The 18,784-nt window shown below is 62.5% G+C and carries 20 protein-coding genes and 4 tRNA genes; 18 read left to right on the forward strand and 6 right to left on the reverse strand.

Going from position 1 to position 18,784, the window contains the following annotated elements; translation table 11 throughout:
• Window positions 1-4: 4 nt before the first annotated feature.
• Entirely contained in the window at window positions 5-709 is a 705-nt protein-coding gene (locus EL335_RS02420; RefSeq protein ID WP_284155413.1) for a Crp/Fnr family transcriptional regulator, read from the reverse strand.
• 143 nt (window positions 710-852) lie between these two features.
• Here EL335_RS02420 and EL335_RS02425 point away from each other — a divergent pair, with 143 nt between their 5' ends.
• Genes EL335_RS02425 through EL335_RS02470 form a run of 10 tightly spaced genes read left to right on the forward strand, consistent with a single transcriptional unit; the run spans window position 853 to window position 11,127 of the window.
• On the forward strand, window positions 853-2,823 hold the full coding sequence (locus EL335_RS02425) for an AMP-dependent synthetase/ligase (protein ID WP_126444079.1): 1,971 nt from the start codon (window positions 853-855) through the stop codon (window positions 2,821-2,823).
• On the forward strand, window positions 2,823-3,605 hold the full coding sequence (locus EL335_RS02430; protein WP_126444080.1) for an ABC transporter ATP-binding protein: 783 nt from the start codon (window positions 2,823-2,825) through the stop codon (window positions 3,603-3,605). The genes EL335_RS02425 and EL335_RS02430 overlap by 1 nt, the downstream gene beginning before the upstream one ends.
• Before the next feature lie 13 nt (window positions 3,606-3,618).
• Window positions 3,619-4,533: a branched-chain amino acid ABC transporter permease gene (locus EL335_RS02435; protein WP_126444081.1), complete on the forward strand. Its 915-nt coding sequence runs from the start codon at window positions 3,619-3,621 to the stop codon at window positions 4,531-4,533.
• Window positions 4,534-4,536: 3 nt separating this feature from the next.
• Complete coding sequence (locus EL335_RS02440; protein WP_126444082.1) at window positions 4,537-5,613, forward strand: branched-chain amino acid ABC transporter permease; 1,077 nt, start codon at window positions 4,537-4,539, stop codon at window positions 5,611-5,613.
• A gap of 29 nt (window positions 5,614-5,642) precedes the next feature.
• A complete protein-coding gene (locus EL335_RS02445) occupies window positions 5,643-6,971 on the forward strand; it encodes an ABC transporter substrate-binding protein (protein WP_126444083.1) in 1,329 nt (442 codons plus the stop codon).
• A gap of 60 nt (window positions 6,972-7,031) precedes the next feature.
• On the forward strand, window positions 7,032-7,835 hold the full coding sequence (locus tag EL335_RS02450; RefSeq protein WP_126444084.1) for an ABC transporter ATP-binding protein: 804 nt from the start codon (window positions 7,032-7,034) through the stop codon (window positions 7,833-7,835).
• Window positions 7,835-9,076, forward strand: coding sequence for a phenylacetate--CoA ligase family protein (locus EL335_RS02455; protein WP_284155414.1), 1,242 nt, complete (start codon window positions 7,835-7,837; stop codon window positions 9,074-9,076). The genes EL335_RS02450 and EL335_RS02455 overlap by 1 nt, the downstream gene beginning before the upstream one ends.
• A gap of 40 nt (window positions 9,077-9,116) precedes the next feature.
• A complete protein-coding gene (locus tag EL335_RS02460) occupies window positions 9,117-9,695 on the forward strand; it encodes a Tll0287-like domain-containing protein (protein ID WP_126444085.1) in 579 nt (192 codons plus the stop codon).
• 45 nt (window positions 9,696-9,740) lie between these two features.
• Complete coding sequence (locus EL335_RS02465) at window positions 9,741-10,217, forward strand: CoA transferase (protein WP_126444086.1); 477 nt, start codon at window positions 9,741-9,743, stop codon at window positions 10,215-10,217.
• Window positions 10,218-10,221: 4 nt separating this feature from the next.
• Window positions 10,222-11,127: an AEC family transporter gene (locus EL335_RS02470; protein WP_126444087.1), complete on the forward strand. Its 906-nt coding sequence runs from the start codon at window positions 10,222-10,224 to the stop codon at window positions 11,125-11,127.
• Here the strand turns inward: EL335_RS02470 and EL335_RS02475 are convergent.
• A complete protein-coding gene (locus tag EL335_RS02475) occupies window positions 11,089-11,544 on the reverse strand; it encodes a PhaM family polyhydroxyalkanoate granule multifunctional regulatory protein (protein ID WP_126444088.1) in 456 nt (151 codons plus the stop codon). The genes EL335_RS02470 and EL335_RS02475 overlap by 39 nt on opposite strands.
• 62 nt (window positions 11,545-11,606) lie before the next feature.
• On the opposite strand from EL335_RS02475, the gene EL335_RS02480 reads away from it, so the two are divergent.
• Window positions 11,607-12,242, forward strand: a complete 636-nt coding sequence (locus EL335_RS02480; protein WP_284155415.1) for a response regulator transcription factor — start codon at window positions 11,607-11,609, stop codon at window positions 12,240-12,242.
• A 153-nt stretch (window positions 12,243-12,395) separates the two neighbouring features.
• Here the strand turns inward: EL335_RS02480 and EL335_RS02485 are convergent, their stop codons facing one another.
• The 4 genes from EL335_RS02485 to EL335_RS02495 form a co-directional block, all read right to left on the reverse strand.
• The gene (locus EL335_RS02485) at window positions 12,396-13,076 is read right to left on the reverse strand and encodes a hypothetical protein (RefSeq protein WP_126444089.1); all 681 of its coding nucleotides are present in this window, start codon (window positions 13,074-13,076) and stop codon (window positions 12,396-12,398) included.
• An 89-nt stretch (window positions 13,077-13,165) separates the two neighbouring features.
• Entirely contained in the window at window positions 13,166-13,948 is a 783-nt protein-coding gene (locus tag EL335_RS02490; RefSeq protein WP_172600004.1) for a class I SAM-dependent methyltransferase, read from the reverse strand.
• A complete protein-coding gene (locus tag EL335_RS14275) occupies window positions 13,929-14,435 on the reverse strand; it encodes a DUF6537 domain-containing protein (RefSeq protein ID WP_172600005.1) in 507 nt (168 codons plus the stop codon). The genes EL335_RS02490 and EL335_RS14275 overlap by 20 nt, the downstream gene beginning before the upstream one ends.
• Window positions 14,436-14,663: 228 nt before the next feature.
• Window positions 14,664-16,055 (reverse strand): FAD-binding oxidoreductase, encoded by a 1,392-nt coding sequence (locus EL335_RS02495; RefSeq protein ID WP_126444091.1) that lies wholly within the window; start codon window positions 16,053-16,055, stop codon window positions 14,664-14,666.
• 110 nt (window positions 16,056-16,165) lie between these two features.
• Here EL335_RS02495 and EL335_RS02500 point away from each other — a divergent pair.
• The 7 genes from EL335_RS02500 to nusG all read left to right on the forward strand — a co-directional run bounded on the left by EL335_RS02500 (window position 16,166) and on the right by nusG (window position 18,759).
• Window positions 16,166-16,251: transfer RNA gene (locus EL335_RS02500), tRNA-Tyr, on the forward strand.
• 55 nt (window positions 16,252-16,306) lie between these two features.
• Window positions 16,307-16,380: transfer RNA gene (locus EL335_RS02505), tRNA-Gly, on the forward strand.
• Between the two features lie 18 nt (window positions 16,381-16,398).
• Window positions 16,399-16,473 (forward strand) — tRNA-Thr (locus EL335_RS02510).
• A gap of 45 nt (window positions 16,474-16,518) precedes the next feature.
• A complete protein-coding gene (gene tuf, locus EL335_RS02515) occupies window positions 16,519-17,709 on the forward strand; it encodes an elongation factor Tu (protein WP_126444092.1) in 1,191 nt (396 codons plus the stop codon).
• A 60-nt stretch (window positions 17,710-17,769) separates the two neighbouring features.
• Window positions 17,770-17,845: transfer RNA gene (locus EL335_RS02520), tRNA-Trp, on the forward strand.
• Between the two features lie 30 nt (window positions 17,846-17,875).
• Window positions 17,876-18,229 (forward strand): preprotein translocase subunit SecE, encoded by a 354-nt coding sequence (gene secE, locus EL335_RS02525; RefSeq protein WP_126444093.1) that lies wholly within the window; start codon window positions 17,876-17,878, stop codon window positions 18,227-18,229.
• On the forward strand, window positions 18,226-18,759 hold the full coding sequence (nusG, locus tag EL335_RS02530) for a transcription termination/antitermination protein NusG (protein ID WP_126444094.1): 534 nt from the start codon (window positions 18,226-18,228) through the stop codon (window positions 18,757-18,759). Before secE ends, nusG begins: the two co-directional genes overlap by 4 nt.
• The last annotated feature ends 25 nt before the right edge of the window (window positions 18,760-18,784 follow it).

An 18,784-nucleotide genomic window follows, 5' to 3' on the forward strand; every position in this document is an offset into this window, starting at 1 on the left:
CCGCTCAGCCGCCGAATCTTCTCAGCCCGTCGAGGTCGAGGATCGTGATGCCGCCGTATTCGACACGCAGGAAACCGGCATCCTCGAGCAGTTTGAGTGAGCGATTGACGCGCTGGCGGGAGACGCCGGCGAGATGGCCGAGTTCCTCCTGCGAGATGGTCAGCGTCGCGTTCTGACCGGGATAGAGCACCGGGTTGAACATGATCGAGATGCTACGTGCGACGCGCGTGTCGGTGTCGTGCAGACGCTCGGATTCGAGGAGACCGATGAACTGGCCGAGGCGCTCGTTGATCTGCTCGATGATCGCGTGGTTGAAGGCGATGCTGTGATCGAGCAGCCAGTGGAAGGTGTCGCGCTTCATGCACGCGATGCGTGTGTCGCGCAGCGCGATCACATCATAGCGGCGCGGCTCGGGTTTCAGGAGCGAGCCTTCGCCGAACCAGCCGCCGGTCGGAATGCCGGCGTAGGAGGCGGTCTTGCCGGTCACCCAGTCGGAGGACATCTTCGCCAGCCCGTCGATGATGCCGATCCAGCAGTTCGGCATCTCACCCTGACGGCAGATGAAACCGCCGGCGGGAATGCGCTTCTCGACCATGCCCTGGCGGGCACGCGTAAGCTCATCGGGCGACAGATTGCGCGCCCAGCGGGAGAGTGCGATTGCATCGTCGAGGGTCGGCGAGGCGTTGAATTTGCTGGAATTGTCAGGCACGCGACAATTATAGGCGGCCAGCCAAGTTAAGGTTCGAGCAGATTCGGAACGATCGACCTTGCCAGAGGAATGCTTGGCGGGATAAAACGAGCATAGCCGCCCCCTGGCGGCACGAAGATGCGTGATCGGATGGAGGAGTTGGCATGACCGTTGGCGTATCGGGAGGCGAACCCGATCGGCTCGATACCTTCCCGCGCCTCATGTTGGCGCATGCGCGCGAGCGTGGCGACCGGCCGGCGATCCGCGAGAAGGATCTCGGCATCTGGCAGACCTGGACCTGGGCGCAGGTCGCGCGTGAGGTGCGCGGCATGGCTTGCGGACTGGCCGAGCTGGGTTTCAGGCGTGGCGACCGGCTGGCCATCATCGGCGACAATCGGCCGCGACTGTACTGGGCGATGTGCGCCGCGCAGATGCTCGGCGGCATTCCGGTGCCGCTCTACCAGGATGCCGTCGCGCAGGAAATGACTTTCGTGCTGCAGGATGCCGGCGTGCACATCGCGATCGTCGAAGATCAGGAGCAGGTCGATAAGCTGCTGGAAATCAAGGAGCAATGTCCGGCACTCGAGCACATCGTCTATGACGATCCGCGCGGCATGCGCCATTACACGCAAGCCTTCCTGCACGGCCTCGACGAGATCGTCGCGGCCGGCAAGATCCATGACGGGAATCAGCCCGACTTCATCGAACGGGAAATCGTCTTGGGGCGCCCCGAGGATGTGTCGATCATCCTCTATACCTCCGGCACGACCGGCAAGCCCAAAGGGGTCTGCCAAACCCATGCCTCATTCATCGCCGCCGCACGCGGCGGATGCGGCTTCGATGGCCTCACCGAAACCGACGAGGTGCTCTCCTACCTGCCAATGGCCTGGGTCGGCGACCACCTGTTTTCCTACGCCCAGGCGTTGGTCGCGGGCTTCACGGTGAATTGCCCGGAATCGGGGGATACGGTGATGAACGACATGCGCGAGATCGGTCCGACCTTCTATTTCGCGCCGCCGCGTGTGTTCGAGAACCTGCTCACTCAGGTGATGATCCGCATGGAGGATGCCGGTCGCATCAAGCGCGCGATGTTCGATTATTTCATGGCCGTGGCCAAGCGCTGCGGCGCCGACATCCTCGATGGCAAGCCCGTCGCGCTGGCGGATCGCATCTGGTATGCGCTCGGTGAAGTGCTCGTCTATGGGCCGCTCAGGAATGTGTTGGGCATGAGCCGGATTCGCGTCGCCTATACCGCTGGTGCGGCGATCGGGCCGGATCTGTTCCGCTTCTACCGTTCGATTGGCATCAATCTGAAGCAGCTCTATGGGCAAACCGAGACCTGCGCCTATGTCTGCTTGCAGCCGGATCGCCAGATCAAGCTCGATTCGGTCGGCCCGCCGGCGCCTGGCGTCGAGATCAAGATCGCCGCCAACGGCGAGATCCTCGTCAAAGGACCGATGCTGCTCAAGGAGTATTACCAGCGGCCGGATGCCACCGCCGAATCGATCAATGCCGAGGGCTATTTCATGACTGGCGATGCCGGTTTCCTCGACGAAGATGGGCACTTGAAGATCATCGACCGCGCCAAGGATGTCGGCAAGCTCAACAATGGCGCGGTGTTCGCGCCCAACTACATCGAGAACAAGCTCAAGTTCTTCTCCTACATCAAGGAGGCCGTCGCCTTTGGTAATGGCCGCGAGATGGTGTGCGCCTTCATCAACATCGACATGGGCGCGGTCGGCAACTGGGCGGAACGACGCGGCATTCCCTACGCCGGTTATACCGATCTGGCCGGCAAGCCCGAGGTCTATCAGCTGATTCAGGACTGCGTCGAACAGGTGAATGCGGAGCTCGCGCGCGACGCGATGGTCGCCGATACGCAGATCCACCGCTTCCTGATCCTGCACAAGGAACTCGATCCGGATGACGACGAGCTGACCCGCACGCGCAAGGTGCGGCGCGGCTTCATTGCCGAAAAATATGCGATCCTGATCGACGCGCTCTATGGCGGCAAGTCCAACCAGTACATCGAGACCGAGGTGAAATTCGAGGATGGCCGCCGCGGCAAGGTCGCCGCCGATCTCGCCATCCGCGACGTCAAGGTGTTTCCCGCCATTCACGGGAGGGCGGCCTGATGGCGAGGCAGATCGGCGACGTCATCCTCGATTTGCGCAATATCTCGCTGTCGTTCGGCGGGGTCAAGGCGCTGACCGACATTTCCTTCGACGTGCGCGAGCACGAAATCCGCGCCATCATCGGCCCGAACGGCGCCGGCAAGAGCTCGATGCTCAATGTCATCAACGGCGTCTATCATCCGCAGCAGGGTGAAATCATCTTCCACGGCGAGCATCGCAAGGACATGGATACCCACGCCGCGGCCGCCGCCGGCATCGCGCGTACCTTCCAGAACATCGCGCTGTTCAAGGGCATGAGCGTGCTCGACAATCTGATGGCGGGGCGCAGCCTGAAGATGAAATGCAATTTCCTGCAGCATGCGCTGTGGTGGGGGGCGGCCAGGCGCGAGGAATTGGAGCACCGTCGCAAAGTCGAGGAGATCATCGACTTCCTCGAAATCGAACACATCCGCAAGGTGCCGGTCGGCCGGCTGCCCTACGGTCTGCAAAAGCGCGTCGAACTTGGCCGGGCGCTCGCCGCCGAGCCGAAGATGCTGCTGTTGGATGAGCCGATGGCCGGCATGAACGTCGAGGAAAAGCAGGACATGTGCCGCTTCATCCTTGATGTGAATGACCAGATGGGCACCACCATCGTGCTGATCGAGCACGACATGGGCGTGGTGATGGACATCTCGGACCGCGTCGTCGTGCTCGACTATGGCAAGAAGATCGCCGACGGCATGCCCGACGAAGTGAAGAACGATCCCGAGGTGATCGCAGCCTACCTCGGCACGCAGCATTGAGGAGACGCAAAAGATGCAATTCTTCCTCGAAGTCCTGATCGGCGGCCTGCTCTCCGGCATCATGTATTCGCTGGTGGCGTTGGGCTTCGTGCTGATCTTCAAGGCCTCGGGCGTGCTCAATTTCGCTCAGGGGGCGATGGTGTTCTTCGCCGCGCTGTCATTGGTCGGCTGCATGGAAAAAGGAGCGCCGTTCTGGCTGGCCTTCATTCTCGCCTTCCTGATCATGACGCTGCTCGGCATCGCCACCGAAAAGTTCGTGTTGCGCAAGATGGTCAATCAGCCGCCGATCGCGCTGTTCATGGCGACCATCGGCCTGTCCTTCTTCATCGAGGGCCTGGCGCCCATGCTATGGGGCAACGCGGTGCGGCCGCTCGACATCGGTATCGTCGATGAGCCGATTCCCTGGATCCTCGACCACTGGAACATGGTGATCAGCAAGTTCGATCTGTTCGCTTCCGGCCTCGCGCTGGCCTTGGTGACCCTGCTGGCGCTGTTCTTCCAATACACCCGCGTCGGTCGGGCGCTGCGGGCAGTGGCCGACGATCATCAGGCCGCCCTGTCGATCGGCATCCCGCTGCAACACATCTGGGCGCTGGTCTGGGCGGTGGCCGGCTTCGTCGCGCTGGTGGCGGGCATGCTGTGGGGGGCGAGGAATGGCGTGCAGTTCGCACTCACCTTCACGGCACTGAAAGCTCTGCCGGTGCTGATCCTCGGCGGCTTCACCTCGGTGCCCGGCGCGATCGTAGGTGGGCTGATCATCGGCGCGACCGAGAAGCTCGCCGAGATCTACATTCCGCCGCTGATGGCCGACATCTTCGGCGGCAACTTCGGCGGCATCGAAGGTTGGTTCCCGTATGTGATGGCGCTGCTATTCCTCCTCGTACGTCCCGAAGGCCTCTTCGGCGAGAAACACATCGACCGGGTATGAGCGATGATTTACCGAGAAACCGGACAGTTCAAGACCGATTATGCCGCCGACCAGCAGATCTTTCCGATCCGCCAGGATCGCGTCGGCATCGGCATCCTGCTCCTCTTGGCTTTCATCGTGGTGCCGCTCGCTGCCGGCAACTACTGGTTCAACGCGATTCTGATTCCGTTTTTGATCTTCGCGCTGGCGGCGCTGGGGCTCAACATTTTGACCGGTTACGCCGGCCAACTCTCCCTCGGCTCGGCAGCCTTCATGGCGGTGGGGGCCTATGCGGCCTACAACTTCCAGGTGCGCATCGAGGGCATGCCGGTGCTCGTCTCCTTCATCCTCGCCGGCCTCACCGCGGCAGGGGTGGGCATCCTGTTCGGCCTGCCCTCCTTGCGCATCAAGGGTTTCTACCTTGCGGTGGCGACGCTGGCGGCACAGTTCTTCATCGTCTGGTGTCTGACCAAGTTTCCCTATCTGTCGAACAACTCGGCCTCGGGGGTAATCTCGGTGCCGAACGTCGAGATTCTCGGTTTCACCTTCGACACGCCGCAAAGCCGCTATCTGTTGGTGCTGACGATCGTCTCACTGCTGGCGCTGGCCGCGAAGAATATGGTGCGCTCGACCACCGGCCGCGCCTGGATGGCGGTGCGCGACATGGATGTGGCCGCCGAGGTGATCGGCATCCGGCTGATGCACACGAAGCTCTTGGCGTTCGCGGTGAGCTCCTTCTATTGCGGGGTGGCCGGCGCGCTCTACGCGTTCTGTTACCTCGGTTCGGTGGAACCCGACGGCTTCTCGCTCGATCTGTCGTTCAAGATCCTGTTCATGATCATCGTCGGTGGGGTGGGCAGCATCCTCGGCAGCTTCCTCGGCGCGGCCTTCATCCTGCTCGTGCCGATCTTCCTCGATATCGCGCTGCCTTGGTTATCAGCCCTTTTCCACCTGCCCTTCGACAATGCCACGGTTTCGCACATCCAGCTGATGGTGTTTGGCGCGCTGATCATGTTCTTCCTGATCGTCGAGCCGCATGGCCTGGCGCGGCTGTGGCAGATCGGCAAGGAGAAACTGCGGCTGTGGCCGTTCCCGCATTGATTCATGACAACCACGAAGAGGAGACCCAAATGATTAAACGTTGCAAGCAACTCACCCTCGCCACTTCCGTTGCCCTCGCTTGCTTTACGGCGACACTGCCTGCCGCGCAAGCGGCTGAAGAGCAGTTTTTCCCCATTCTGTCCTATCGCGTCGGCCCCTATGGCGCCAACGGTGCTTCGTTGTTCGGTGGTTTCATCGATTACCTGAACTACGTCAACATGAAAGGGGGCGTCAATGGTGTGATGATGACCTGGGAAGAATGTGAAACCGAATACAACAACGCCAAGGGCGTGGAGTGCTACGAACGCCTGAAATCGAAAGCACAAAAGGCGCCCGGCCCGCTCCATCCGCTGTCGACTGGCATCTCCTATGCACTCGTCGACAAGACGGCCGCCGACAAGCTGCCGCTGGTGATGATGGGCTATGGGCTGACCGCCGCGGTCGATGGCTCGGTGTTTCCCTGGGCCTTTCCGCTGGTGACCACCTACCAGATGCAGGCCTCGGCGATCATCAAGTTCCTGAAGGACAAGAATGGGGGGAGCCTCGCCGGCAAGAAAATCGTCTATCTCTATCACGACTCCGCCTATGGCAAGGAGCCGATCGTCGCGCTGGAGGCCGAATCGAAGCTCGGCAAGTTCGAGCTGATCGAGATCCCGGTGCCACATCCCGGCAACGAGCAGGGCGCGCAATGGCAGCGCATCCGCCAGGAAAAACCTGACTACGTGATCATGTGGGGCTGGGGCGTGATGAACATGACTGCCATCAAGACCGCGCAGAAGATGGGTTTCCCGCGCGAGCGGATGATCGGTTCCTGGTGGGCCGGCTCAGAGGAGGACGTGATCCCCGCGGGTGATGCCGCCAAGGGTTACATGTCGGCGACGATGAACGTTGCCGGCAAGAACGTGCCGCTGATCGCCGACATCGAGAAGACCGTCTATGGCGCTGGCAAGGGCAACCTGAAGGACACCGCGAAGCTTGGCTCCGTGCTCTACAACCGTGGTGTCGCCACCGCGATCGTTTCGGTCGAGGCGATCCGTACTGCTCAGGCGAAATTCGGCAAGGGTAAGGCGATGACCGGCGAGCAGGTACGCTGGGGGCTGGAAAACCTCAATCTCACCGAGGCGCGCCTGAAAGAGTTGGGGGCCACGGGCCTGCTGCCAGATGTGAAGACCACCTGCAGCAACCATGAAGGCTCGGGCAAGGTGAAGCTGCAGCAGTGGGACGGCAGCAAGTGGGTGGTGCTGACCGACTGGATCGAGGGCAACAAGGCGCTGATCCACCCGCTGTTCCAGGCCGAGGCGGCGAAGTATGCCAAGGAGAAGGGCATCACGCCGCGCGATTGCAGCAAGGAAAAATAAACGGTGCCGCGACGGCGCTGGCGGATGCCGTACCACCAGCGCCGATTTTGGAAAGCGAACATGGGCTCTTACCTCAGCGTCAACAACATCGAGGTCATCTACGACCACGTCATCCTCGTGCTCAAGGGTGTATCGCTCGAGGTGCCGGAAGGCGGCATCGTTGCATTGCTCGGCGCCAACGGCGCCGGCAAGACGACGACGCTCAAAGCCATCTCGAACCTGCTTTCCGCCGAGCGCGGCGAGGTCACCAAGGGCGACATCCAGTTCAAGGGCAGGCGCGTCGATCGGCTGACTCCAAACGAGCTGGTCAAGGGCGGTGTGATCCAGGTGATGGAAGGCCGCCATTGCTTTGCGCACCTCACCGTCGAGGAGAATCTGCTCACCGGTGCCTATACCCGCTCGATCTCGCGCGCCGAGCTGAAATGCAGCCTCGAAAAGGTTTATGAATACTTCCCGCGCTTGAAGCAGCGCAGAACCTCGCAGGCAGGGTATACCTCCGGCGGCGAGCAGCAGATGACCGCGATCGGCCGCGCGCTGATGGCCGACCCGGAGATGATCCTGCTCGACGAGCCGTCGATGGGGCTCGCGCCGCAGATCGTCGAGGAGATCTTCGAGATCGTGCGCGATCTCAACCAGCGCGAGAAAGTGGGCTTCCTGCTCGCCGAGCAGAATACGATGGTCGCGCTGCGCTATGCCGACTTCGGCTACATCCTCGAAAACGGCCGGGTCGTGATGGAAGGCAAGGCCGCCGAATTACGCGACAACGAAGACGTCAAGGAGTTCTACCTGGGCTTATCCAGCCAGGGCCGCAAGAGCTTCCGCGAGGTCAAGCACTATCGCCGCCGCAAGCGCTGGCTGGCCTGATGATCATGAACGAACATTTCGACGCGCTGGAGAGGCGCGAGCCGGAGCAGCGTGAACGCGACCTGATGGCGCGGCTGCCGGCGCAGATCGCGCACGCCAAGACCCATGCGCCGTGGTTTGCGACGAGCCTGCGCGATGTCGATCCGGCCGAGATCACCTCGCGTGCCGCGCTCGCGCGGCTGCCTGTGCTGCGCAAGCACGACCTGATCGAGCTGCAGAGGAGACGACCGCCATTCGGCGATCTGGTCGCACAGCGCTTTGGACGAATCGGCCGGGTGTTTTCTTCACCAGGACCGATCTACGAACCCGAGGGACGCGAGGCCGATTACTGGCGTAGCGCGCGTGCGCTGTTCGCCGCCGGTTTTCGTGCCGGCGATCTGGTGCATAACAGCTTTTCCTACCACATGACACCGGGCGGCTGGATCCTCGAAGCCGGCGCGCAGGCCCTCGGCTGCACAGTGTTTCCGGCTGGCGTCGGCCAGACCGAGCAGCAGGTGAAGGCGATGGCCGACCTGCAGCCGCAAGGCTATGTCGGCACGCCGAGCTTCCTGCGCATCTTGCTCGACAAGGCCGACGAGCTGGGGGTGCGCATTCATTCGCTGACCAAGGCCCTGGTTTCAGGCGAGGCCTTCCTGCCCGCGCAGCGCGAGGCCTTGGCCACACGCGGCATCCAGGGCTTCCAGGCTTATGCTACGGCCGATCTCGGCGTGATCGCCTACGAGACGGCGGCGCGCGAGGGACTGGTCGTCGATGAGGGCGTGATCCTCGAAATCGTCCGGCCGGGCACCAATGATCCGGTGCCAGCGGGCGAGGTCGGCGAGGTGGTCGTCACCACCTTCAACCGCACCTATCCGCTGATCCGTTTTGGCACGGGTGACCTGTCGGCCGTGCTGCCTGAATCGCTGACCCGGGCGTCTTCCTGCGGCCGCACCAACATGCGCATCAAGGGCTGGCTCGGCCGCGCCGACCAGACCACCAAGATCAAAGGCATGTTCGTCCATCCCGAGCAGCTGGACGCCCTGTGCAAACGTCACCCTGGTATCGTCCGCGCTCGGCTAATCGTCACCAATCCAGACGGCATCGACACGATGACCTTGCTGTGCGAAGGTGCTGGCGAGGCCTCCACGATCGCCGACAGTCTGCGCGAACTCACCAAGCTGCGCGGCGCAGTGCGCTTCGTCGCGCCCGGCAGCCTGCCCAACGACGGCAAAGTGATCAGCGACGAGCGTAGATTTGAGTAAACTCGGTCGTTCCGCAACCCGACCGGAGGAGACCAAGACCATGAGGCAAAAATGCCTGATTTCGATGTTGCTGGCCGCTGGCTTGACCGCTGGCGGGAATGTTCTGGCAGCAGATGAGGCGCAGCTGCTACAGGAAGCGCGCGGCATTCCGGCCAAGATGGTGCCGAAGCTGCTCGAAGTGTTGCAGGTCGAGATCGACAAGAGCGGCCATGCCGGCGCGATTTCGGTCTGCCGCGAGAAGGCACCGGTGATGGCGAAAAATCTCTCAGCGCAAACTGGCTGGCAGATCCGGCGTGTGAGCCTGAAGAACCGCAATCCGAAGGCCGTGCCGGATGCCTGGGAACGCGCGACACTGGAGGATTTCGAGCGCCGTCTCGATGCCGGCGAGAATCCGACCGGCATCGACAAGGGTGAAATCGTCGAGGAAAACGGCCAGAAGTTCTACCGCTACATGAAGGCGCTGCCGACCCAGGATCTCTGCCTGAATTGTCATGGCACGCCGGAGCGCCTGGCGCCTGGGGTCGCCGAGAAACTGAAAGAGCTTTATCCCGACGACAAGGCCGTCGGTTATAGCTCGGCCCAGATTCGCGGTGCGATCACCGCAAAGAAACCTTTGTAAGCCGAGGCGCGTCGTTTCACATTGCCGGCGGGTGCGAAACGGGCCATGACGGCATTCCCCGCACCCGCCGCTGGGTCGGCCACCGCCTCGCTGGCCGGCCTGAAGGTTCTCGATCTCATCCGCCTGCTGCCAGGACTGGTGTGCCCGCTGCATCTGACCGACGTCCGCGCCGAGGTGATCGAGATCGATGGGTTCGCAGAGAACGGTGCCGGAGACTACGCGCGCACGATGGGGCTGGGCGCCGCGCCGGGTGAGGACAGCTTCTTCTTCCGCATCGTTAATCGCAACAAGCGCAGCTTGCGGCTGGACCTGAAGCAGCCGGCCGGCGTCGAGGTGTTCCTGCGCCTCGCCCGCAAGGCCGACGGCCTGAAGCAGTTCGCTCCGCCGCTGAGAATGAGCAGTTTCGAATTCGCCGTACGCTCCCCAGTGCCGAAACTCGGCGCTGATGGAACGGCACTGCTGTGCGGAGCCGGTTATTTGGACAGCGAAATCGCCGAGCTGCGCAAACAGGGCGTGATCTGACCGCGTGAACGCCGTCCTGACGCTGCTCCCCGATTTCGCGCTGATCCTGCTCGGGCTTGCGCTGCGCCGCTGGATGGCGCTGGGCGACCATTTCTGGACGGGGGTGGAAAAGCTCGTCTACTTCGTGCTGTTTCCGGCGCTGCTGTTCAACGCGATGACCAAGACGCCACTGACGTTCTCTGCCGTGCCGTTGCTCGCCACCGGTGCGGCGGCGATGGCGGGTGCGATGCTGCTGGCCATGTTGGTGCGGCCGCTTTTCTCTCTCACGCCGGTGTCCTTCGCTTCGCAGTTCCAGTGCGCCTTCCGCTTCAATTCCTACATCGGTCTGGCGGTGGCGGCCAAGCTGCACGGCGCTGCCGGCATCGCGGCGATGGGCCTTTTGGTCGGCAGCATGGTGCCGTTGGCGAATCTCGCGGCGGTCGGCATGCTGGCGCGTCATGGCGAAACCACGGTGTGGCGCGAGCTGGCGAAGAATCCGCTGTTTCTGGCGACACTGGTGTCGCTGGCCTGGAATCTCGGCGGGCTGCCGGTACCGGCGCCGTTCGGCCAGTTCCTCGGCCGGCTTGCCGAGGCGGCGATCGCCCTGGGGCTGTTGGCGGTCGGCGCGGCGCTCAAGCTGCGCGGCGCGATCGGCCGGGAGGGGCGCGTCGCGGCCGGTTATTTCCTGGCGGTGAAACTGCTGGCGATGCCGCTGATCGCCTGGCTGGTGGCGCGCCAGGCCGGGCTTGGCGGCGTGCATTTCGATGTCGCGCTAGTGTTCGCGGCGCTGCCGACGGCCTCTTCGGCCTACATTCTCGCGCAGCGCATGGGCGGCGATGGCGCGCGGGTGGCCTGGCTCATCTCGGCCAGCACCCTCATGGGCATGGTGACGTTACCGCTGTGGCTCGCCACCCGGGCTTTTCTTGCGTGAGCGCTTCGGCTTGGCGGCGGTGGCGTCTTGCGCCGGGGCTTTGGTCACCGCCGGCTCTGGGGCGAGGGCGCTTTTCATGAACTCCCAAGGCGCCTGCCAGGCGGCCGGATCGAGGAAGGGATTGCTCGGTGGAGACTTTTCCGCTTCCTTGGCGGCTTCCTGCGCGGCCTGACCCATCTGCTGAAAAGCCAACAGGGTCGCGCGCTGCATTTCGAGCCCCTGGATGGTCATCTGCAGCAGGTTCAGGTTGGATTTCAGCCAGCCCTCGACGGCCTTCAGATCGGCGATGCGCTTGGCCAACTCGTCGGTATCGACGGTCGGCGCGACCATGCCCGGCAGCGCAAACCCCATGTTGCTCCACATGTTTTTGACGAATTCCAGCGGGTCGCCGGGATTCGGATCGGACGCGTTCGTCATGATGAGCCTTGCTCGGGTTATGATTCGCATCCAATGATAACGATCGTAACGAGGAGAGCAAGTTGCGTATCCTGGTCATCGAAGACCACGCGCTGGTGCGCGAAGGTCTGCTCTTGGCGTTGAAGGCGCTGGAAGATTCGGCCGATACGAGCCCGCTTGAGATTCTCGGCGCGCGCGATGCCGACGAGGCGACGCGGCTCATCGAGCAGAACGATGATTTCGACCTTTGTCTGCTCGATCTGATGCTGCCGGGTACCGGCGGGCTTGCGTTTTTGGGTGTGCTGCGCAAGCGTTATCCGCACATTCCGGTGGTCGTCCTTTCGGCGCTCGACGATGCCGACACGGTGACGAAGGTGATGAAGGGCGGCGCGGCGGGCTTCGTCTCCAAGGCGAGCCCCACCGACGTTCTGCTCGGCGCCCTGCGTGAAGTGCTGGCCGGCGAGATCTGGCTGCCACCCGAATACCGGGGCATGTCCGGCAAAAGGAAGCGTGCGCGCACCGTCGCCGAACGTTACGGCCTGACGAAGAGTCAGGCCTGCGTGCTCGAGTTGCTCGCCGAGGGCAAGACCAACCGCGAGATCGCTGAGCTGCTCGGCGTCACCGAAGGCACGGTGAAGATCCACGTCTCGGCGATCTTCAAGGCGCTGGGCGTCAGCAACCGCTCGCAGGCCCTCTTGGTGGCGCAGGGAAAAAATTGAACCCAGATTGTTCATTAGGGCGCGAGGCGATTCCGAGGCGAGGGCGCGAAGGGCCCGCCCGCAGACCGGAAGCACCCGCGCAGTCCAGGATGACAAGGCTTGCTCACACACATCCGATGACAGGACGGTCTAATGGACAATCTGGGTTGAACCTCAAGCCGCGGCGGCCGCAGGGCGTGGCGTATTCGCCGCATTGCGCGCGATGCCCTGCACGGGGGAGGCGTCTTCCACCGGGAGTTGCAGCAGGTCGATGACCTGGTGGGCGACGGCACGGCAGGCATTCGCCAGCGGTGTCGGCAGGCTGGCGGGAATCTGCTTCTGCAGCAGCAACTTGCTCGCCGAGAGGCTGAAGACCGGATCGAGGATGCGGTCGCGATACGGCGCCAGCAATTCGGTGACGGTTTTCTCGGCAGCCTCGCGCTGCCAGGCATTGGTCGGCCATTGGGTCGGCACGGCGTAGGCGCGCGGGAACATTTCGAGGTCGCGGATCACGGTGCGGATGTCTTCGTGCGAATCGCGGAACGGCAACAGAACCAGATCGGCTAGCCCATAGAGACGGCGATCCATCTCCGTGCGGTTGCCACCGCCATCGATCACGCCGAGCCAGGCCTTCAGCGAACGGATCTTCTCCGTCACCTTGGCGAGCGCTTCGCGCGAACGGGCATCGGCGATCAGATAACGCCGGTCGGCCGGATCGAGAGGTTCACGGTAGCTGTCGGTCAGCACGCATACCGAGCGCTGGCCGAGCAGGCCCAGGCCTTGACAGAGCATGTGCGACAGCGTGGTCTTGCCGGTGCCGCCCTTGTTGCCGATGATGCAGATGATGTCCGCCATGTCCGTGCGATTCCGTTTCAGGGTGCGGGAAGGATTATTCTCGATCAAGCCCGCGGGGGATGACCGGAAATACAGCGAAATCGCCGGTCTTATCCGTCCGGGACGGGGTGATAGAGAAACAGCCGCGTATTCCGGCGATCGGCGACTTCGATCGTGGCGTCCGCCGGCTGTTCGGGCACTGCAAAACTGTTGCTGACCAGCAAGGCGCCCGGTGACATCTCCCGCTGCGCCTTGACCCAGAGCCGTGGCATCGGCGCCGGCGACAGGAAGGCGTACACCACGGCATGGCCGCCGAACGATACGGTCCAGAAATCGCGCCTCAGGATCGTCACGTTGGGCAGGCCGGCGCAGCGTAGCCGCGCGACGAGCCAGGTAAGCGGCGCATGCTCGATGCCGGTGAACAGACAGTCGGGCCGGGCCAGCGCCAGTCGGCGCAGCAGGCCGCCGTCGCCGCAGCCCAGATCGAGGATGTGGCAGGGCACGGCGGGCAGCAGCTCGAGCAGGGCATCCGCCGTCGCGCGATTGGTCAGGTAAAGTGGCACGCGGCTTGCGTCCGTGCGCCAGAAGACGAGTAGCAACAGAACGAAAGCGGCGAGGAACCAGCCGGGCGCGATATCGAGGCCGTGCACCAGGACCACCAGCGGCATGAAGACGAGGTGGATCGGAATCCACCAGCGCGGGGCCTTGAGTTTGAGCGCGATCATCGCCGCCAGCCCGCCTTGCAGCAGCGCGATCAGCAGCGGGATGCGCAAGAAATCGGCCGAAGACAGACGACTCAATCCGGCGACGAACAGGAAAGTCGCCGCCGCGCCGCCGAGTTGGGCAAGGAGCGCGCCTTTTAGCGGCGAGTGCTCAAGCGACGAATTCCGCACGGGCGTTTTCCCTTCGCTGCCTTGCCGGAAGCAGAGACTTTTCGCGCACGGGACCGAAGCCGCGCACCCTCTCTGGCCAAGCGGCAAGCTCGTGCGTGGCGGGCAACTCGTCGGCATCGAGCCGTTCGAGGATCAGTTCGAGATCCTCTTCGTACTCCGCGAGCAATTGCCGGGCGAGCCGGCGCTCCGGTGTGTGCGCGACGATGTCCCAACGCGTGTTACGCAGCCGGGGCAGCCTGGCCAGTCGGCTCAGCAGCGCCATCATCCAAGGGCCATAGCGGCGTTTGGCAATCACGCCGGTGTTCGGATCGGGGCGCGCCAAAAGCGGCGACGCGAGATGGAAGTGGATGTGGTCATCTCCCTCGAAGCGTGCGGCGATACGCTCGAAAAAATCGGTCTTGGCGAATAGTCGAGCGCGGCGTGCCGCCGCGAAATTTGGCTGCGTCGAGGAAACTGAGGTTGGCGCACTTATTGCTTTGTATTTCACGCTAACAAGCCGGTCTGCTGCGTGCCCCACAGCGCCGTCGCAGCGAGCTCTTCATTGACACCGGGCTGAAAGACGATGTGATGGCGATCGAGATGGCGCTTCGCCTGCCAGAGCGCGAGATCATAGCCGCCCAGCGGCGAGCCGCGGTAGCCGGAGATGAAACCGGCCCATTGAGCCCTGCCGCCCGCTCTGGAGCGTGTATTTGTCGTCGAGCGTCACTGAATGCATTCAGTCGGGCAGGATCTTGCCGGGGTTCATCAGATTGTCCGGGTCGATGCACTGCTTGATCGCGCGCATCACGGCGAGCGCGTCTGCGCCATGTTCGAGCGCCATGAACTTCTTCTTGCCGAGGCCAATGCCATGCTCGCCGGTGCAAGTGCCGTCCATCGCGATCGCACGTTCGGCGAGCCGTTGCGCGAAGGCTTGCGCTTTGGCGAGCCCGGGGGCGTCCTGCGGATGCACGAGGATCAGCATATGGAAGTTGCCGTCGCCGACATGTCCCAGAAGGGGCGCCGTGAGCCCGGTGGCTTCGAGGTCGGCGCGCGTGGCCGCGATGCACTCGGCAAGTTGCGAGATCGGCACACAGACATCGGTGGTGAGCGAATGCGCCCCTGGCTGAAGGGCGAGGCAGGCGTAATAGGCATCGTGACGCGCCTGCCAGAGGCGCGAACGGTCTTCGGGCTTGTTGGCCCATTCGAAATCCATGCTGCCATGCTCGGCGGCGATGGCCCGCAGGGCCGCGGTCTGCTCGGCCACGCCGGCCGGCGAGCCATGCAGCTCGAAAAACAGCGTCGGCGCCTCGCGCAGGCGAGTTTTGCTGTAGCGATTGATGGCGTGGATCGAAAGCTTGTCCAGCAGTTCGATGCGCGCGACGGGAATGCCGATCTGGATGGTCTGGATCACGGTATCCACCGCAGTCGGGATGTCGGGAAATGCACAAACGGCGCTGGCGATCGCTTCCGGCTGCGGATGCAGACGTACGGTCAGCTCGGTAATGATGCCCAGGGTGCCTTCGGAACCGACGAACAGACGGGTGAGGTCATAGCCGGCAGCGGATTTCTTCGCGCGTGTGCCAGTCTTGATGATGCGGCCATCGGGGAGCACGACCGTGGCGGCGAGCACGTTTTCACGCATTGTGCCATAGCGCACCGCATTGGTGCCCGAGGCGCGCGTTGCCGCCATGCCGCCGAGGCTGGCATCCGCCCCTGGATCGATCGGGAAGAACAGCCCGGAATCGTGCAGCGCGGCGTTCAGCGCTTTGCGTGTGACACCGGCTTCGACCGTGGCATCCAGATCTTCGGGGCGGATCGCCAGGATGCGGTTCATTTGCGACAGGTCGATGCAGACGCCGCCATGCACCGCGAGCAGATGACCTTCGAGCGATGTGCCGGTGCCATAGGCGATGACCGGCACTTTGTGCGCATGGCAAAGGGCGACGGCCGCAGCGACCTCCGCGGTGGATTGGGCGAAAACAACTGCATCCGGCGGCATGGGAGCATGCGAGGATTCGTCCTTGCCATGATGTGCGCAGACGGCGGCGCTGGTCGTGAAGCGGCTGCCGAAGCGGCTTGTCAGAGCGTCCCGTAGGGCGGCTGGGAGCGGTGTTGTGAGCGTCTTCATGACGCGTCATTCTACGTCCGACGCTTGCCGCTTCCGGCTATCCGACGAATCGAAAGCCAAACCGCCATTGACAGCACCGACGAATTTCGTGCAGAATGCAGCGTTTCGCTGGAGGGGTTCCCGAGCGGTCAAAGGGAGCAGACTGTAAATCTGCCGGCTTAAGCCTTCGAAGGTTCGAATCCTTCCCCCTCCACCAGTTCAATGTCTGTAGCAGGCAGCAGGTCGGTTCGTGGTTGCAGTAGTGCAGGCGGGCGGGTGTAGTTCAATGGCAGAACCTCAGCCTTCCAAGCTGATGACGCGGGTTCGATTCCCGCTACCCGCTCCAGGCAGGCTCAGGGTTTTTGCCCATGTAGCTCAGTGGTAGAGCACTCCCTTGGTAAGGGAGAGGTCGGCAGTTCGATCCTGCCCATGGGCACCAGTATCCGGCAGTTCGTTTCGACATTTAGATTTAGGGTGATCAATCATGGCAAAAGGAAAGTTTGAGCGTACGAAGCCGCACGTGAATGTGGGGACGATTGGGCACGTGGATCATGGCAAGACCACGTTGACGGCGGCGATTACGACGATATTGGCGTCGAAGTTTGGTGGAGAGGCGAAGAAATATGATGAGATTGATGCGGCGCCGGAAGAGAAGGCGCGGGGCATCACCATCAACACGGCGCACGTTGAGTACGAGACGGCGAACCGACACTACGCACACGTTGACTGTCCGGGCCATGCGGACTACGTGAAGAACATGATCACTGGGGCGGCGCAGATGGACGGTGCGATTTTGGTGGTATCGGCGGCGGACGGTCCGATGCCGCAGACCCGCGAGCACATCCTGCTGGCGCGTCAAGTGGGCGTGCCGTACATCATTGTGTTTCTGAACAAATGCGACATGGTGGATGATCCTGAGCTGCTTGAGCTGGTTGAAATGGAAGTGCGCGAGCTGCTCAGCAAGTACGATTTTCCGGGCGACGAAGTGCCGATCATCAAAGGTTCGGCGCTGAAAGCGATGGAAGGCGACAAAGGCGAGCTGGGGGAGCAGGCGATCCTGAAGCTGGCGGAAGCGCTGGACAGCTACATTCCGACGCCGGAGCGTGCCATTGACAAGCCGTTTTTGATGCCGATCGAAGACGTCTTCTCGATCTCTGGGCGAGGCACGGTCGTCACGGGTCGGGTCGAGCGTGGTGTCATCAAAGTGGGTGATGAAATCGAAATCGTCGGCATTCGGCCGACCATCAAGACCACCTGCACGGGAGTGGAAATGTTCCGCAAGCTGCTCGACCAAGGGCAAGCGGGGGACAACGTTGGCGTGCTGCTGCGCGGCACCAAGCGGGAAGAAGTCGAGCGGGGCCAAGTGTTGGCCAAGCCGGGCACGATCACCCCGCACACGCACTTCACGGCGGAAGTGTATGTGCTGTCGAAGGACGAAGGTGGGCGGCACACGCCGTTCTTCAATGGCTATCGTCCGCAGTTTTACTTCCGCACGACGGACGTGACGGGGGCGGTGGAACTGCCGGCGGGGGTTGAGATGGTGATGCCGGGGGACAACGTGCAGATGACGGTGAAGCTGATTGCGCCGATCGCGATGGAAGAAGGTCTGCGCTTCGCGATCCGCGAAGGCGGCCGCACCGTCGGCGCCGGCGTCGTCGCGAAAATCATCGAGTAAGGTTTATTTTATGTTTTGGGCGGTGCCTTTCAGGGTGCCGCCCTTTGTAGTCTTTATTGCAGGGGTATAGCTCAATTGGCAGAGCGGCGGTCTCCAAAACCGCAGGTTGGGGGTTCGATTCCCTCTGCCCCTGCCACCAGCTCGATGGTTATGTTGATGGACGGAAATGGCCGATAAACTGAAGATTGCCTTGGCGCTGTTACTGCTCGTGGCGGGAATCGCAGGCTTTTATCTTCTTGCCGAGCAGGCGCTCGTGGTGCGTGTGCTTTCGGTTCTCCTCGGTGTCGTCGCGGGTATCGCAGTTGTCTGGTTTACTGAGCCGGGGCAGCGCTTCGTGGTGTTTGGCCGGGAAGCAATCGTCGAGGCCAAGAAAGTCGTCTGGCCGACGCGCAAGGAAACCGTGCAGACCACGTTGGTCGTCTTCGGCTTCGTGGTCGTGATGGCCGTGGTTCTCTTCCTGACGGACAAGACACTGGAATGGGTTCTCTACGACCTGGTGCTGGGCTGGAAAAAATCATGACGAAACGCTGGTACGTGGTGCACGCCTATTCGGGCTTTGAAAAATCGGTGCAGCGCGCCCTGACGGAACGGATCGCGCGCGCCGGGATGCAGGACAAGTTTGGCCAGATTCTCGTGCCGGTCGAAGAGGTGGTCGAGATGAAGAGCGGCCAAAAAAGTATTTCCGAACGCAAGTTCTTTCCCGGCTATGTGTTGGTCGAGATGGAAATGAACGACGATACCTGGCATCTGGTGAAGAGCACGCCCAAGGTGACGGGTTTCGTCGGTGGAACTGCGACCAAGCCAACGCCGATCACCGAAAAGGAAGTCGAGAAAATCATGCAGCAGATGCAGGAGGGGGTGGAAAAACCCCGTCCCAAGGTGCTGTTCGAAGTCGGCGAGATGGTACGCATCAAGGATGGGCCCTTCACCGATTTCAATGGCACGGTAGAGGAAGTGAATTATGAAAAGAACCGCTTGCGTGTTTCAGTGAGCATTTTCGGGCGTGCCACCCCAGTCGAACTCGAGTTTGCGCAGGTCGAGAAAGCATAGAGTATTACCGGCGCTGCAGCGGTTC

The organism is Sulfuricystis multivorans (genome assembly GCF_003966565.1).
In the GTDB taxonomy this organism is placed as follows: Bacteria; Pseudomonadota; Gammaproteobacteria; order Burkholderiales; family Rhodocyclaceae; genus Sulfuricystis; species Sulfuricystis multivorans.

Excerpts from the sequence above, each read along its gene's own strand:
- EL335_RS02455 (WP_284155414.1), top strand. The coding sequence starts at position 7,835 with ATGATCATGAACGAACATTTCGACGCGCTGGAGAGGCGCGAGCCGGAG.
- EL335_RS02425 (WP_126444079.1), top strand. The coding sequence starts at position 853 with ATGACCGTTGGCGTATCGGGAGGCGAACCCGATCGGCTCGATACCTTC.
- nusG (WP_126444094.1), top strand. The coding sequence starts at position 18,226 with ATGACGAAACGCTGGTACGTGGTGCACGCCTATTCGGGCTTTGAAAAA.
- EL335_RS02495 (WP_126444091.1), bottom strand. The coding sequence starts at position 16,055 with ATGAAGACGCTCACAACACCGCTCCCAGCCGCCCTACGGGACGCTCTG.
- tuf (WP_126444092.1), top strand. The coding sequence starts at position 16,519 with ATGGCAAAAGGAAAGTTTGAGCGTACGAAGCCGCACGTGAATGTGGGG.
- EL335_RS02450 (WP_126444084.1), top strand. The coding sequence starts at position 7,032 with ATGGGCTCTTACCTCAGCGTCAACAACATCGAGGTCATCTACGACCAC.
- EL335_RS02440 (WP_126444082.1), top strand. The coding sequence starts at position 4,537 with ATGATTTACCGAGAAACCGGACAGTTCAAGACCGATTATGCCGCCGAC.
- secE (WP_126444093.1), top strand. The coding sequence starts at position 17,876 with ATGGCCGATAAACTGAAGATTGCCTTGGCGCTGTTACTGCTCGTGGCG.
- EL335_RS02465 (WP_126444086.1), top strand. The coding sequence starts at position 9,741 with ATGACGGCATTCCCCGCACCCGCCGCTGGGTCGGCCACCGCCTCGCTG.
- EL335_RS02435 (WP_126444081.1), top strand. The coding sequence starts at position 3,619 with ATGCAATTCTTCCTCGAAGTCCTGATCGGCGGCCTGCTCTCCGGCATC.
- EL335_RS02475 (WP_126444088.1), bottom strand. The coding sequence starts at position 11,544 with ATGACGAACGCGTCCGATCCGAATCCCGGCGACCCGCTGGAATTCGTC.
- EL335_RS02460 (WP_126444085.1), top strand. The coding sequence starts at position 9,117 with ATGAGGCAAAAATGCCTGATTTCGATGTTGCTGGCCGCTGGCTTGACC.
- EL335_RS02485 (WP_126444089.1), bottom strand. The coding sequence starts at position 13,076 with ATGGCGGACATCATCTGCATCATCGGCAACAAGGGCGGCACCGGCAAG.
- EL335_RS02445 (WP_126444083.1), top strand. The coding sequence starts at position 5,643 with ATGATTAAACGTTGCAAGCAACTCACCCTCGCCACTTCCGTTGCCCTC.
- EL335_RS02430 (WP_126444080.1), top strand. The coding sequence starts at position 2,823 with ATGGCGAGGCAGATCGGCGACGTCATCCTCGATTTGCGCAATATCTCG.